Here is a 12,479-nt window from a genome sequence, read left to right as displayed (position 1 = left end):
ATGCGAGATTAAATGTGGCAAATAAAAAACAAAAAATAAACACATTAAATGCTAGCTTAGTCTGTGCTCACCCGACTTGTCTTTTTATTTCTGCTCACCCTAATCGGGACGGAAGCCTATGCTCAAGTGGATTCTTTGTTGATTCAAGAAGGGACAGCTAGCTTTTATGGTCGGAGGTTTCATGGCAGAAAGACCGCCAGTGGGGAGGTTTTTTCCTTGGATAGCATGACCGCAGCTCATAAGCGTTTGCCTTTGGGAACTTGGGTGCGCGTGATCAACCAAAAGAATGGCTTATCGGTTGTAGTCCGCATCAATGATCGCCTTCCCCTCTATTCTAAACGTCAAATTGATCTGTCTCGGGCTGCGGCGACTCGATTGGAAATGATTCAGGACGGACTGGCCAAAGTGCGCATCGAGGCAGTGGATTTGGACCAACTGGATCGCTTGGTGGAGTACTATGCGGATAAGGAGCATCCGGGATTGAGAATAAGACCTTATTATCGGAGTATTGCGGCGCCGAAGAGGGAAATTGATTTGAGTTTAAGACCACTTGAAAAAAGATATTTTTAAAACTATACCACTGTAAATCAGCGATATATGATCTTCATAAAAAAGATTAATTGTAGAAACTAATCCTTTTTTTTTGCTGGTCGTGGATAGGGATTGAAAAGTCAAGGTCAGTGCGCATAGCCTTAATTTTTCACTGAAACCAAAGGTTGGTTCTTTTATTATTTTCCATTTATTTCTTTAATCATGTTCAAAAAATCTTTAAAAATCGTTCTCTTGACAGGTGCATTAATTGTATTTGGTCTCGGTGCGACAAGCACCAGTGGCTATTTGGCCCAAGCGCAGGATTTAGCTAGTGTGGCAAGTTCCGATACCTATTCTCCCCAAGATGTATTTTGTGTAAAAGCTGAAGTTAACTTGGGTTTGAGTTTCAAAAGTGGTGACCCTGACCCTTCAATTGGTGTTAAGATCGGGACCGGAAGAAGGATAAAGTGCAAGCCTGGATTTTTAGAAGGGTGTAATCAAACTGGTTGCAAATAAGCTCAAAGGGAAGGACTTATGTCCTTCCCTCTCTAGACAAATTTTTGCGAAATGCTTTACAAAATGTTTCCAATCAGATGGGTTTTTCTGTTTCTTATCATCAATCAATCTTGTATTGATAAGAAGAATTCCAATAGAAGTCTGGAAGAGATTTCATTTAATTCCATTGATGAAATAGAGCAATTGGATATCCAGAATTTCATAGCTAAAAGTCGCTATGTTCCGATAGCTCTTCCTGAGGATCAGCCTTTCTATACAGCCGATAAAATTCAGGCTGGAGATGGCAAGTTCTTCCTTGGTGACATTGAGTTGGAAAATACGGTCCTGATAGTCAATGAAGCCGGGGAATTTATCGATCAGATCATTACCGGAGGAAATGGTCCCGGAGAAATCCCCCGATTTGAGGATTTTATCTATCATCCGGATCGGAACTCGCTCTTGTTTTTGACGGGTTGGAAGATTTTTGAGTATAGTACCAAAGGTGAATTCCGAAATCTGATATCACTGCCAGTCTCCGAAGTCTTCCACTTCATCGCCTATGGTGGAGAAAATCAAGTTTGGCTCTATACCCTTCCTCCTCCTTATGCAGGAGAGGAGACCAAGGAGGTTCGATTACTTTCTTTGATTGATTTGGAAAAGGGTGCCAAAATAGATTCGTTACTTTCTATCCCTGAAGGAAGAATCGCACAGGTCTCAGGAAGCAAGGAACTTACTTTTCAAAACGGGAATGTAGTTTTTGCACCTGTTTTTGGTAACTCAGTTTATACTTTGGGACCTGTTGAGAGGAATTTAGCCCAAAAGAAGTATTTGTCTTTTGCACTAACAGACAATTTCTTTGGCCTATCCGGTCTTGATACCTATTTCGAGCGACTCCAGGAGGATAGAAGCTTGGCTTTTGCGGATAATTTTGTGGATTTGGGGGATCGTGCCCTGTTTTTTATCTACAAGTATGGAATTTCTGCAAGGTGGGGAGCTTATAATCAGGCGGATCACAGCCTTACCCTCGCTGAAGGATTGATGGATGGCGAATTGGAACTTCCGCTAGTTCCTTATTTGGATGTCCAAGACCGGCAAGTCTTTCGACTTTTGGACAGCGAGTATTTTGACCAAATCGAGGCACAGGATGAGGAAGGATTGGTGATAGGTAGATTAAAGGAGAAATTTCCGGATTTGATGAATATGAAAACTAAAATGCTGCTCTGTGTATATGAATACTAAACTGCTTACCCTACTTCTGTGCCTCTTTGGCCTTGTGTCGACTGCCCAGCAAAAGTCCCAAGTACCCGATAGAATGGTATTGGTGCCCGGAAATGATCAGATTAAGCCCTTTTATATGGATCAGTATGAAGTGACCGTGTTGGAATTTAAGAAGTTTGTCGATGCGACCGGGTATGTGACGGAGGCGGAGAAGATTGGCGGAGTGATGCAGCTTAATTCAAGGAGTGAATGGGAACTCGTGGAGGGAGGTACTTGGAATAGTCATGCATCCCTACATAAGCGGGGGTATGACGTCAAACTGTATGAAGAACCCCGATTCATGAACAATCCGGTGATGAGTCTGGCCCCAGCCGATGTATTGGCCTATGCCAGGTGGATGGGAAAGCGGGTTCCGACCTATCAAGAGTGGATTCATGCAGCCAAAGCAGGTCAGAAAAACTATTCCTATTCCTATCCGGGAGGAGATAATCTAAAAAAATTGGCTTGGTATGAAGGGAATACGGATAGTTGGTTTCCTAAAGATGTGGGGACAAAGGAACCCAATGAATTGGGAATCTATGATTTGGCAGGAAATATTGGAGAGTTGGTTTGGTTTAACAAAGGAGAAAAAAAATATGTATTAGTTGGTGGAGCATTCTATGAATCTAAAGAATGGCAAGTAATTGGAAAAATTTCACCTAGCCCCTTGGAATTGAATAGGCCCTCTGAAGGAATAGGATTCCGTTTGGTGAAGGATGTGGAATAGGTCATTAAATCAACACTTTAGGAAATACAAATGGGGATATTCCTGTTAATATATTTGACTTTTCTAATTTCGATATCTGCCCAGCAAAAGACCCAAGTACCCGATAGAATGGTATTGGTGCCCGGAAATGATCAGATTAAGCCCTTTTACATGGATCAGTATGAAGTGACCGTGGTGGAATTTAAGAAGTTTGTCGATGCGACCGGGTATGTGACGGAGGCGGAGAAGATTGGCGGAGTGATGCAGCTAAATTCAGAGGGTGTTTGGGAATTGAGGGAAGGCAATACTTGGATGAGTCATGGATCACTAAAAAAGCGGGGCTATGATGTCAAACTTTATGAAGAACCTCAGTTCATGAACAATCCGGTGATGAGCCTAGCCCCAGCCGATGTATTGGCCTATGCCCAATGGGTGGGAAAGCGGGTACCTACCTATGGAGAGTGGGTACATGCGGCCAAAGCAGGTCAGGAAAGTTATCCAAATAAGTATCCAGGTAGTGGCAATCTAAAGAAGGTAGCCTGGTATGAAGGGAATACGAATAGTTGGTTTCCTAAAGATGTGGGGACAAAGACGCCCAATGAATTAGGAATTTATGATTTGTTAGGTAATGCCGAGGAATTGGTTTATTCTGATGTTGGACAGCAAAAATTTGAATTGGTTGGAGGGGCCTTTTTCTCCTCGGTTATTTGGCTTCAAATTGGTAAAAGAGCAGCTATTAAAATTGAAAAGAATAGGCCGCTTGACGGAATGGGGATCCGTTTGGTAAAGGATGTGGAATAAATCACCTTACTAATGGTAAAACGACGGTTTTTTTATGTCTTTTTGATTCCAACATTGCTTTTTGAATGGAGTTGTTCTAAACAAGGTTCAGCTCTCCCAAATACCAAAGAAATTGATATCCTCCCCCTTTCTTTTCCCGACTTGGACCCATTTTCCTTTCGCATCTCACATGTTAAAGAGGACACTTTGTTTTTTGTGGATGATTCAGGCCAAAAGCTTTCCAAGTTTTCCTTACTCGATCAGCGACTCTATCAAGTGGGATTGAATCTTATTGGTGATTTTAAACCCTCCAAGATGCATTACATTTCCACTGACTCGATCCTGTTTTACGATGGATCTCGGCTTTTGCTGTATCGGGGCGGAGGTGGAGAGCAACAAATCTCCCCCTTTTTTGAAAGGCTTTCTGAGCTGGAGGGAGAGGTCTATGCACAATACCCTTACGAGCGAATTGCCAATAGCCTAGTTTATCTTCAGGATCAGAAAAGTGTTTTATTCTATTTTGCCAAGGCCGATGCGGCCAAGAGGCGGGTTTTTGCAAGCTATTCTTTAGTGACAAAAACCTGGATTTCCTTTCCAGTCTATCATCCTGCTGATTTTGAAGGGGTTGCGTTTGATTACACCACCTTTCCCTCGGTGGCTGTAGGGCAAAGTGGTTTTGCGTTTATTTACTCCATTTCACCGACGATCTCCGGCTATTCTTTTGAAGGCAGTGAGCAGAAGGAAGTATCAATTTCTTCCTTTGAAGGAAAGCAATCTTCCGAGCATCAGACATTTCGGGATTCTTGGGACCAAGCCTATTTTCAAAATTGGGTGCTGACTTCGCCCAATTACTTAAAACTCCTCTATGATCCTTATCGAAAAGTCTATTATCGGATCTCCCAAGAGGCCTTGGCGAAAGAGGTCCCGCTAGGGGAGGATTATTATACTTTTCATTTGAGAAATAGGCAGCTCTATCTGACTGTCCTGAATGAAAAGCTGGAGATTTTGGGGAATTATCCCTTGGAAAAAGGGAAGTACGATCCTTCCAATGCCTTTGTCTTTTCCGAAGGACTTTGGATCCCGTATGCTCCCGAACTGATGGAAAAGGAAGAGTTCGCAGGCGATTTGATTTCTTTGGAGCTATTGGCTAGTCCTTGATTTACTGCCTGTTAGCAATACTAACTAAAAATTTTATCCTTGAAAATCAACTACTTGCATAAAAATGGTAAAATATTTAAAAACTACACTTGTTTTTTTTTTTTTTTTCAAATGTAAACTTATCAACGAAAGATCAAGGTCGGCGCGCAGGTCTGGATTTTTTGCAGAACCAAGGGTTGGTTCTGGTGAGTTTTTAACTAATTGAATCTTAAAAAATGAAAAAAATCTTTGTATTTGCCTTTGGTTTAGCGATGACCTTAGGATCTGCTCAAGATGCAAATGCCTTTTGGTGGAAAGAGTATACCGTAGACTGCAAAGCTAAATTGACCACATCAGTCACAATTGGAGAAGGAAATAAGCTTGCTTCTGTTTCAGTCGGTTTTGAAGAAACGTGGGATGGAAAAAAAGATGTTTGTCGGGACGGAGATTCTTGGTGTTGGGCCTCAGATTGTCGATAATTCCATGATTAGATGTTCAATTTGGGTGGCAGTTATTGCCACCCTTTCCTTATTTGGGTCTTGTAGCAAAAAAAATGAGACGCCCGAAGAAACTGGCAATAGCAAATTTTTAGGTTTTGTAGGAGCGGATTCCTTGAGTAGTGAATTTGTCTTTTCTGAAGGGAGCCCGATTAAAATCAGCCTAAATCAGGATCAAATTAACTCGAAAGTCAAACTCTCGGATTTGATGGCTGATTATCGATTGGTAAGTCTGAAAAACTGGGAAGGTGGGGTAGTGGGGGCAGTTGACAAAATTCTCTTTACTGATTCGCTTGCATTTATTTTTGACCAATACATCTACAACTCCCTTCAGGTATTTGATCTTTTTTCCGGAGAGCAAGTCGGCCTTTTTTATCCTACAGGAGAGGGGCCTGGAGAGATGAAAAATATCGCCGAATTTGACTTGGATGAGTCTAATAGGAGGATATTGATCTATGATAATTCTTTAGCCAAAATGTTGTATTTTACTTTTGAGGGTAAGTTTCTTTTTGAAAAGCGACTTCCGATAAGGGGGCATTCCTTCAAAATTTTCCCTGATAATCAACTCCTATTCTCAAGTATTGGTGATGCCAATGATCATTTGGGAAAGACTGGAGCCAGTGATTTGTTTTTGTTGGATAGCAACTATACCATAAGAAACATATACAAATACCCCAAAATCGATCAGAAGCTTTCGCAGTATATTCCAAGGGATGTGATTCGAGAAAATGGGGGCACGGTTACCTATTTTCCAAGATTTTCTAGTGAGTTATTTCAGATAGAAAGGGAAAGTAAAACCTTAAAACCATTGATCCATGTAGATTTAGGTTCGGAGGGATTGTCTGATGAAGATTTGAAAAATGTGGGTCCGGAATTTATCTCGGAAAGAAGAGAGGATAAAAAATTCTATGGGTTTGGATTTCATTTTGTCACTCCCAATTGGATAGGGATGAAGTTCGATGCATCGAGAAGTGAACTTTATGTTTTTCATAATTTAAAATCCGGCGAGGTATTATCCGGCAAGACGGTGGATTTTGATTTTGAGGATTTGATTTCTTTTAGTTTTCCTATGGCATGCAGAGGCAATACCTGCATTACAGAATTAAGCCTGGAACATTTTAGAGAATATGACTTGAGTGATCTTTTTCAAAAGCTCGCTAAAGAAAACGGGAGAGATTATTCCAAAATCAAAAGTTTTCTTGAGTCAGTAGAGGATTTTGAGCAGCCTATTTTATTGGTTTTCACTTTGAAATAGGTAATAGGCTGATTTCCGTTTTCTTTCCTGAAAACCTTTGGATACCCTATGCGGCTGAACTTATGGAAAATGAAGGGCTGGACGGAGACTTAATCAGCTCAGCGTAGCTAGCTAGTTGATTGAAAATAAACCCGTTAGCATTACTAACTAAAAATTTTATCCTTGAAAATCAACTACTTGCATAAAAATGGAAAAATATTTAAAAACTACACTTGTTTTTTTTTTTTTTTCAAATGTAAACTTACCAACGAAAGATCAAGGTCGGCGCGCAGGTCTGGATTTTTTGGGAGAATAACCTCGCCCTGCATGGTGTGAAAGGTGGGTAAATAACTCTTTTATTATATGAAATCAATTATTAAAGCTTCATTTCTTTTAATGATTCTAGGTTCTGTGAACTTTGTTAAAGCTGATTGCACACTAACCACTGCTCCTGGTACAGACGGAAGATGTTTCACTCGAGATGGTGAATATGTCTGTTTAGAAAGATCAGAGGATACCCAATGTTTTGTTTCTACAGGGACTGGACCTGGCCAGGTTGGATAATCATTATGTGTAACTATGGGGGCGGGGGCTACTCCTCTCCCCCTCATTTATTCATGAAAAAATGAAATCAATTTATTTGTTTATTTTGGGTTGCGGATTATTAGTATCATGTAAGAATGAAAAAGTTGAATCAAGTTATTTCCAAGGAAATAGAGTTTCCCTTATTAAAAATGATTCAATTTATTTTCAACTTGATAGTCTTTCAACTTCTAGGAATTCATCTACACAAATTGTTGAAGTAGATAATGATTATTATTTTTCATTTTTAAATAAAAAGAATAATTCAATATATCTATATGATTTATCTTCCCTTGACTTTAAAAATAAGATTTCTTTTGAGATAAATGGAAAAGAGGCGATTGGAAAGTTGTCAAATTACTATTGGCTTAGCAAAGATTCAATATTTCTTTATTCTTATGGTAGTGCGAAGTTCACTATTGTTGATTCCGAGGGAATTGTAAAAAGGGGGTACCATATAGATAATGGTGGAAGTGCTGTAAGGCCTGAATTAGATAGTTCGAGACCTCTTTTTCGGTTTGGAAACAAAGTTGGCTTTAATTGTTGGGGTTCAGAGAAAGAGTATTATAACAATTCAGAATTTGATGAAAATGCATTTATGTTTTTTGATCTCGAAAATGAAGAAAAACAGTATAGAATATCATACCCTGATGCATATAAAGGGGCGATTTGGGGAGTCCAATTTTTTCAATTTTATCATGATTTTAATAAAATTGACAATTTGCTCGTTTTAAGTTTTCCTATTGATAATGATTTAACTATTTATGATTTAAAAGTATCCACCCGAGCAACTGCATATTTTTCAGCCTCCATTGACCAGCTAATTTTGCTTCAAAAACAAACTTATGAAAAGAGCGAGTCAACAAGAAATGGAGGCGATGGTAGCTTCCTTCAAATCCAGTGGTCTGACCCAACGTGACTTTTGTCTGCGGGAGAATATCAAGCTGCCCACCTTCTCCTACTGGTACCGAAAAGTAGGAGCTGGAGCTACGGCTGTCTCATCCGGTTTCACTGAAGTGAGCCCTTCTTTGCCTTCTGGCGATCTTGAGGTAGTCTATCCCAATGGTGTAAGGATTCGGGGGATCCAGGATCTGTCACTACTTGAGCTACTGGTCAAGCTGTAAGATGTTTGCCTTAGGATCTTCGCACCGGTTCTTTCTTTTCGGCGGGGCGGTGGACATGCGCAAAGGCTTTGACGGGCTTTGCGGTCTGGTCCGCAATTCACTGGACCGGGATCCGCTGTCCGGGGAAGTGTACATCTTCCTGAACCGCAGCCGAACCCTGGTCAAGCTGCTCCACTGGGAAGCCGGCGGACTGGTGATCTACTACAAGCGGCTGGAAAAAGGTACCTTCCGGCCACCCGAGGGAATGGAGGCTGGCGGCAAACTCCCCTGGAGTTCACTGGTGCTGATGGTCGAGGGCATCAGGATTCTGGAATCCCGTCAGCTTCCCAGATTTACCCGACCCTGAGGATTTTTTTCAGGATTTTTACTCCTTTTTTATCGACCGGGGTTCAGGTTTTGGGGAAGGGAACAGGCTCTGAGGATACCGTGGCAGTATTTTATGAGTTAAGACAATAATCATTCTCGGGGGACTGTTTATCCACAGGTGGTGTGGGAAACTAATGCTTTGACCGCTTCTTTCGGGGTGTTATTTTCGGTGCATGAACAAACCCCTAGACCAGCTCTCCACTGCCGAACTCATCGCCCTACTGGGCGAGCGGGATCAGCGCATCGAAAAGCTGGAGGGGATTCTTGCCAAGTTTCAAAAGATGCTCTTCGGTCAGAAGCGGGAGCGCTTTGAGTCCCCTGACCAGCTGAGTCTGCCTTTTGAAACCACAGCCGAAGTACAGCAGGTCCTACAGGAAGAACTCACCCAAAAGGTGGAGTATGTCCGCAGGAAATCCGGCGCTGTACATCCCGGCAGGACAAAACTGCCCGAACACCTCCCCGTGGAAGAGATCGAGTTGTATCCTGAAGGCAATCTGGAAGAGATGACCTGCATCGGCAAAGAAATCACTGAAGAACTGGACTACGTGCCGGCCAAGTTTATCATCCGCCGCTACATCCGTTATAAGTATGTATCCAAAGCCCAGGATGATAAATCCCCGATAGTCATCGCAGCACTCCCTTCCCGCCTGATTGACAAAAGCATCGTGGGAACAGGTTTGCTCGCTTCCATCCTGACAGATAAATACGTAGATCACCTCCCGCTATACCGACAGCTCCAACGCTTCAAACGGGAAAACATCCCAATCGCCTCCTCCACACTGGACGGCTGGGTGAGACAGGGGCTCGAGCGGCTGGAAATCCTTTACGGCTGGTTGGTAAAAGACACCTGCGGGAAAGGATACCTCCAGGCGGACGAAACCACCATCAAAGTACTGGACAGCACCAAAAAGAAAGACACCCATCTGGGCTACTACTGGGTTTACCATAACCCTGTGGACGGCACCGTATTGTTTGATTACCAGAAAGGCCGTAATCAAGAGGCTCCCCAAAAGATACTGGAAGGGTTTAAAGGATACCTGCAGACCGACGGCTATATTGGCTATGACCCGTATGCCGCATTACCGGGTGTCACCCACCTCTGCTGCTGGGCACATGCACGGAGAAAATTCTTTGAGGCCCAGGAAAATGACAGGGCAAGGGCAGAACTGGCACTGGTCTTTATCGGGAAACTCTATGAGATCGAGGCCCATTGCAGGGAAAAGAAGCTGACTCCAAAAGACAGAAAAGCTTACCGGCTGGACAAGGCCCTGCCTGTTTTAGATGCCTTTTCCAAATGGCTGACCGAAAACTATGCCCAGACACTTCCAAAAAGTGCCATCGGTATGGCCATGGCCTATACCATGAGACTATGGAAAGAGCTGTCAAACTATCTCCTGGACGGGGTACTCGAAATCGACAACAATACCGTGGAGAACAGGATCAGACCTGTAGCCCTGGGAAGGAAAAACTACCTGTTCGCAGGATCACATGAGGCAGCACAGCGAGCAGCAATGATCTACTCCTTTTTTGCCATGTGTAAAACCGAAGAAGTCAACCCTCAGCACTGGCTCAAGTACCTCTTCGACAATGTCATGGACACCAACATCCAGAAAATACACGAACTCCTGCCCAAAAATTATAAACAATCTCTAGCAAAAAATCACACTACATAAAGACGCAGTTGCCCGGGTGGATACATTTAAAAAACAATCAAGTAAGGAGGGTTTCGTCTAATGGGGGAGGTAGAGTAAATGTTGAACCTTTGTCTTATAAAATTGGAAAAATCGCACCAGATATAATTGATGAGGTAAAGCATCAAATGAGACAAGATTATTATTCCTTCATCAAGTTTGATCCGACTAATAATATTTACATTAGAGTATTGAATAAGAAGTTTAAAGACGATTTTATTGAGTCTTTCTCAGGCTTGAATTCAGTTTTTGGAGAATATTCTTTGGTGTTTTTGGATAAAGATTTTAATTTTTTTGATATTGTTGATTTGCCCAATAATCAATATTATCTAACTTCTATGTTCTTTAAGGATGGGAAAATTTACTTAGAAAAAATTCAAAATTATGATGAAGATTTACTTGTTTTTGATCTTGATGGGTTGCAGTAATTCAAGATTGAGTGAATTTAATGATATTGGGAATTTTCCCAAGCAGGAACCGATTGTTTATATCCCAAATGCAGGCTGTCCGGGTTGTATTAGTTATGCGGAGGAATTTTTGTTAAGAAATAAAGGGTCGAAATGTGTTTCATTTATTTTAGTTAATGTGTTGTCTCAAAAACAACTGAAAATTAAATTGGGTCAGGATATATTAGATTATGAGAATATAAAAATTGAGAATGGAGATATTTTTGATGAATATGGTGTTACTGGATTTTATCCATTTATTGTTTATTCTACTGGTGATATTGATGAAATTAGTCCTGAGAATCAGCAGTCTTTAAGCGTACTTGAGGATTACCTTAAAAATAATTGTGCTCTCTAATTTGGTTTATTGGTTTAATTATACCCGTGTTCAATTAATAATTGTAACAGTTTTGTAAAATTTGAATTCAAATTGAAGAGTATTTATGATGGATTGATTCATGGTTTCATCTATTCCTTCTAAGGATTGAATAAATTTTTAAGCGGGATTATTTCTCAAAATTATTTTTATATCTTAGTTCGATTACTCCCAACTCGTACCACATGCGTTTATCCTTTTATTTATTCTTTTTACTGATTATCAGTACTTTGGGCTGTACAGAGTCCAAGACCGAATCCCAAGAGATTCCTTCCGAGTCCTTCCGCAATGAAGTGGCTGCCACAGAAGTCAGGGTCGCCACCGCCGAGCGGAAAAGTTTTGACTACCTCATCAATGCCACCGGCAAGCTGGAGGCCCTATCCGAAGTCAAGGCCCTCGTGGAGCGGGAAGGATACCTCGAAAAGGTGCAGGTCCTCGAAGGACAGTATGTCCAAAAAGGTCAAGTCATCGCCACCCTTGACCGTCGGGAGGCAGAGTTTGCCCTGGAAAAAGCTCAAATCAATCTGACCAAAGCCCAATCCGAGCTGGAAGTGCTCAAAGCGCAGTTTCAGCTGGCCTTGGAGTCCAAAGACCCCACAGTCGTACAGACAGTGCAGGAGCGTATCCGGGTTAATTCCGGCCTTTCCCTTGCTGAGGTGGAGCTCAAAGAAGCCGAGCTGAACCTTGCCCGATGTGAAGTGCGGGCTCCTGTGGCTGGCCGCATAGCCAATATCAAATTCAAGGAAGGAAGCCTGGTCACCAAAAATGCGGAATTTGCCGAGCTCCTATCCACCGATCAGTTGCTCCTTCGGGTCAAGGTCCTCGAGTCGGACGTTCCTCTGATCTCCTCCAATCAAAAGGCCGAAATCTATCCCATCTCCGATCCCCAAAATGCTTTGGAGGGTCGGGTCATCGCCGTCAATCCCAAAGTAGATGAAAACGGACTGGTGCAGGTGACCTTGAGCTTGAATTCTGCCAAAAACCTCCTTCCCGGGATGAATGCCCGGGCCATCATCCGAGCCCCGCAAAGCAATAGCCTGGTCGTACCCAAGGATGCGGTGGTCTATCGATCAGGAAGAGCCGTGGTCTTCACAGTCGAGGGCGGCAAAGAGTCCAAATGGAACTACGTGGAAGTGGGCCGGGACAATGGCCGGGAGATCGAAGTGCTGGAGGGCATCCCCGAAAACAGTACCGTCATCACGACCAATAACCTTCAACTTGCTCATCAGGCTCCTGTCCAAATCGTAACCGAGTAAG

The 12,479-nt window shown here is 42.3% G+C and carries 15 protein-coding genes; all 15 read left to right on the top strand.

Annotation, left to right across the window (positions count from 1 at the left end; genetic code table 11):
• Window positions 1-63: 63 nt before the first annotated feature.
• Window positions 64-570, top strand: a complete 507-nt coding sequence (locus AAA942_RS14090) for a septal ring lytic transglycosylase RlpA family protein (RefSeq protein ID WP_338220933.1) — start codon at window positions 64-66, stop codon at window positions 568-570.
• Between the two features lie 183 nt (window positions 571-753).
• On the top strand, window positions 754-1,047 hold the full coding sequence (locus AAA942_RS14085; protein ID WP_338220932.1) for a hypothetical protein: 294 nt from the start codon (window positions 754-756) through the stop codon (window positions 1,045-1,047).
• A gap of 63 nt (window positions 1,048-1,110) precedes the next feature.
• Window positions 1,111-2,265: a 6-bladed beta-propeller gene (locus tag AAA942_RS14080; RefSeq protein WP_338220931.1), complete on the top strand. Its 1,155-nt coding sequence runs from the start codon at window positions 1,111-1,113 to the stop codon at window positions 2,263-2,265.
• Window positions 2,255-3,010 carry a formylglycine-generating enzyme family protein gene (locus AAA942_RS14075; protein ID WP_338220930.1) on the top strand — a complete coding sequence of 252 codons (756 nt, stop codon included), beginning with the start codon at window positions 2,255-2,257 and terminating at the stop codon, window positions 3,008-3,010. The genes AAA942_RS14080 and AAA942_RS14075 overlap by 11 nt, the downstream gene beginning before the upstream one ends.
• Before the next feature lie 54 nt (window positions 3,011-3,064).
• Window positions 3,065-3,790: a formylglycine-generating enzyme family protein gene (locus AAA942_RS14070; protein WP_338220929.1), complete on the top strand. Its 726-nt coding sequence runs from the start codon at window positions 3,065-3,067 to the stop codon at window positions 3,788-3,790.
• Window positions 3,791-3,802: 12 nt separating this feature from the next.
• Window positions 3,803-4,927 carry a DUF4221 family protein gene (locus AAA942_RS14065; protein ID WP_338220928.1) on the top strand — a complete coding sequence of 375 codons (1,125 nt, stop codon included), beginning with the start codon at window positions 3,803-3,805 and terminating at the stop codon, window positions 4,925-4,927.
• A 215-nt stretch (window positions 4,928-5,142) separates the two neighbouring features.
• Window positions 5,143-5,385 carry a hypothetical protein gene (locus AAA942_RS14060; protein WP_338220927.1) on the top strand — a complete coding sequence of 81 codons (243 nt, stop codon included), beginning with the start codon at window positions 5,143-5,145 and terminating at the stop codon, window positions 5,383-5,385.
• On the top strand, window positions 5,324-6,658 hold the full coding sequence (locus AAA942_RS14055) for a 6-bladed beta-propeller (protein ID WP_338220926.1): 1,335 nt from the start codon (window positions 5,324-5,326) through the stop codon (window positions 6,656-6,658). Before AAA942_RS14060 ends, AAA942_RS14055 begins: the two co-directional genes overlap by 62 nt.
• Window positions 6,659-7,262: 604 nt before the next feature.
• The gene (locus tag AAA942_RS14050) at window positions 7,263-8,138 is read left to right on the top strand and encodes a DUF4221 family protein (RefSeq protein WP_338220925.1); all 876 of its coding nucleotides are present in this window, start codon (window positions 7,263-7,265) and stop codon (window positions 8,136-8,138) included.
• Entirely contained in the window at window positions 8,065-8,343 is a 279-nt protein-coding gene (tnpA, locus tag AAA942_RS14045) for an IS66 family insertion sequence element accessory protein TnpA (protein WP_338219502.1), read from the top strand. The genes AAA942_RS14050 and tnpA overlap by 74 nt, the downstream gene beginning before the upstream one ends.
• A gap of 1 nt (window position 8,344) precedes the next feature.
• Window positions 8,345-8,689 carry an IS66 family insertion sequence element accessory protein TnpB gene (gene tnpB, locus AAA942_RS14040; RefSeq protein ID WP_338219503.1) on the top strand — a complete coding sequence of 115 codons (345 nt, stop codon included), beginning with the start codon at window positions 8,345-8,347 and terminating at the stop codon, window positions 8,687-8,689.
• Between the two features lie 193 nt (window positions 8,690-8,882).
• Window positions 8,883-10,382 carry an IS66 family transposase gene (gene tnpC, locus AAA942_RS14035; RefSeq protein WP_338219504.1) on the top strand — a complete coding sequence of 500 codons (1,500 nt, stop codon included), beginning with the start codon at window positions 8,883-8,885 and terminating at the stop codon, window positions 10,380-10,382.
• 89 nt (window positions 10,383-10,471) lie between these two features.
• Entirely contained in the window at window positions 10,472-10,828 is a 357-nt protein-coding gene (locus AAA942_RS14030; protein ID WP_338220924.1) for a hypothetical protein, read from the top strand.
• On the top strand, window positions 10,788-11,204 hold the full coding sequence (locus AAA942_RS14025; RefSeq protein ID WP_338220923.1) for a hypothetical protein: 417 nt from the start codon (window positions 10,788-10,790) through the stop codon (window positions 11,202-11,204). Before AAA942_RS14030 ends, AAA942_RS14025 begins: the two co-directional genes overlap by 41 nt.
• 203 nt (window positions 11,205-11,407) lie before the next feature.
• On the top strand, window positions 11,408-12,478 hold the full coding sequence (locus tag AAA942_RS14020) for an efflux RND transporter periplasmic adaptor subunit (RefSeq protein ID WP_338220922.1): 1,071 nt from the start codon (window positions 11,408-11,410) through the stop codon (window positions 12,476-12,478).
• Window position 12,479: the final 1 nt, after the last annotated feature.

Origin of the sequence: Algoriphagus sp. oki45, from assembly GCF_036245605.1 — a bacterium.
GTDB lineage: Bacteria > Bacteroidota > Bacteroidia > Cytophagales > Cyclobacteriaceae > Algoriphagus.
Note: the sequence above shows the minus strand (reverse complement) of the source record. Positions and strands in the feature narration are given on the sequence as shown.

What these genes read in the sequence shown, in the direction of transcription:
- AAA942_RS14085 (WP_338220932.1), top strand. Translation starts at nt 754, where the DNA reads ATGTTCAAAAAATCTTTAAAAATCGTTCTCTTGACAGGTGCATTAATT.
- AAA942_RS14080 (WP_338220931.1), top strand. Translation starts at nt 1,111, where the DNA reads ATGTTTCCAATCAGATGGGTTTTTCTGTTTCTTATCATCAATCAATCT.
- AAA942_RS14075 (WP_338220930.1), top strand. Translation starts at nt 2,255, where the DNA reads ATGAATACTAAACTGCTTACCCTACTTCTGTGCCTCTTTGGCCTTGTG.
- AAA942_RS14065 (WP_338220928.1), top strand. Translation starts at nt 3,803, where the DNA reads ATGGTAAAACGACGGTTTTTTTATGTCTTTTTGATTCCAACATTGCTT.
- AAA942_RS14060 (WP_338220927.1), top strand. Translation starts at nt 5,143, where the DNA reads ATGAAAAAAATCTTTGTATTTGCCTTTGGTTTAGCGATGACCTTAGGA.
- AAA942_RS14055 (WP_338220926.1), top strand. Translation starts at nt 5,324, where the DNA reads ATGGAAAAAAAGATGTTTGTCGGGACGGAGATTCTTGGTGTTGGGCCT.
- AAA942_RS14050 (WP_338220925.1), top strand. Translation starts at nt 7,263, where the DNA reads ATGAAATCAATTTATTTGTTTATTTTGGGTTGCGGATTATTAGTATCA.
- tnpA (WP_338219502.1), top strand. Translation starts at nt 8,065, where the DNA reads ATGAAAAGAGCGAGTCAACAAGAAATGGAGGCGATGGTAGCTTCCTTC.
- tnpB (WP_338219503.1), top strand. Translation starts at nt 8,345, where the DNA reads ATGTTTGCCTTAGGATCTTCGCACCGGTTCTTTCTTTTCGGCGGGGCG.
- tnpC (WP_338219504.1), top strand. Translation starts at nt 8,883, where the DNA reads ATGAACAAACCCCTAGACCAGCTCTCCACTGCCGAACTCATCGCCCTA.
- AAA942_RS14025 (WP_338220923.1), top strand. Translation starts at nt 10,788, where the DNA reads ATGAAGATTTACTTGTTTTTGATCTTGATGGGTTGCAGTAATTCAAGA.
- AAA942_RS14020 (WP_338220922.1), top strand. Translation starts at nt 11,408, where the DNA reads ATGCGTTTATCCTTTTATTTATTCTTTTTACTGATTATCAGTACTTTG.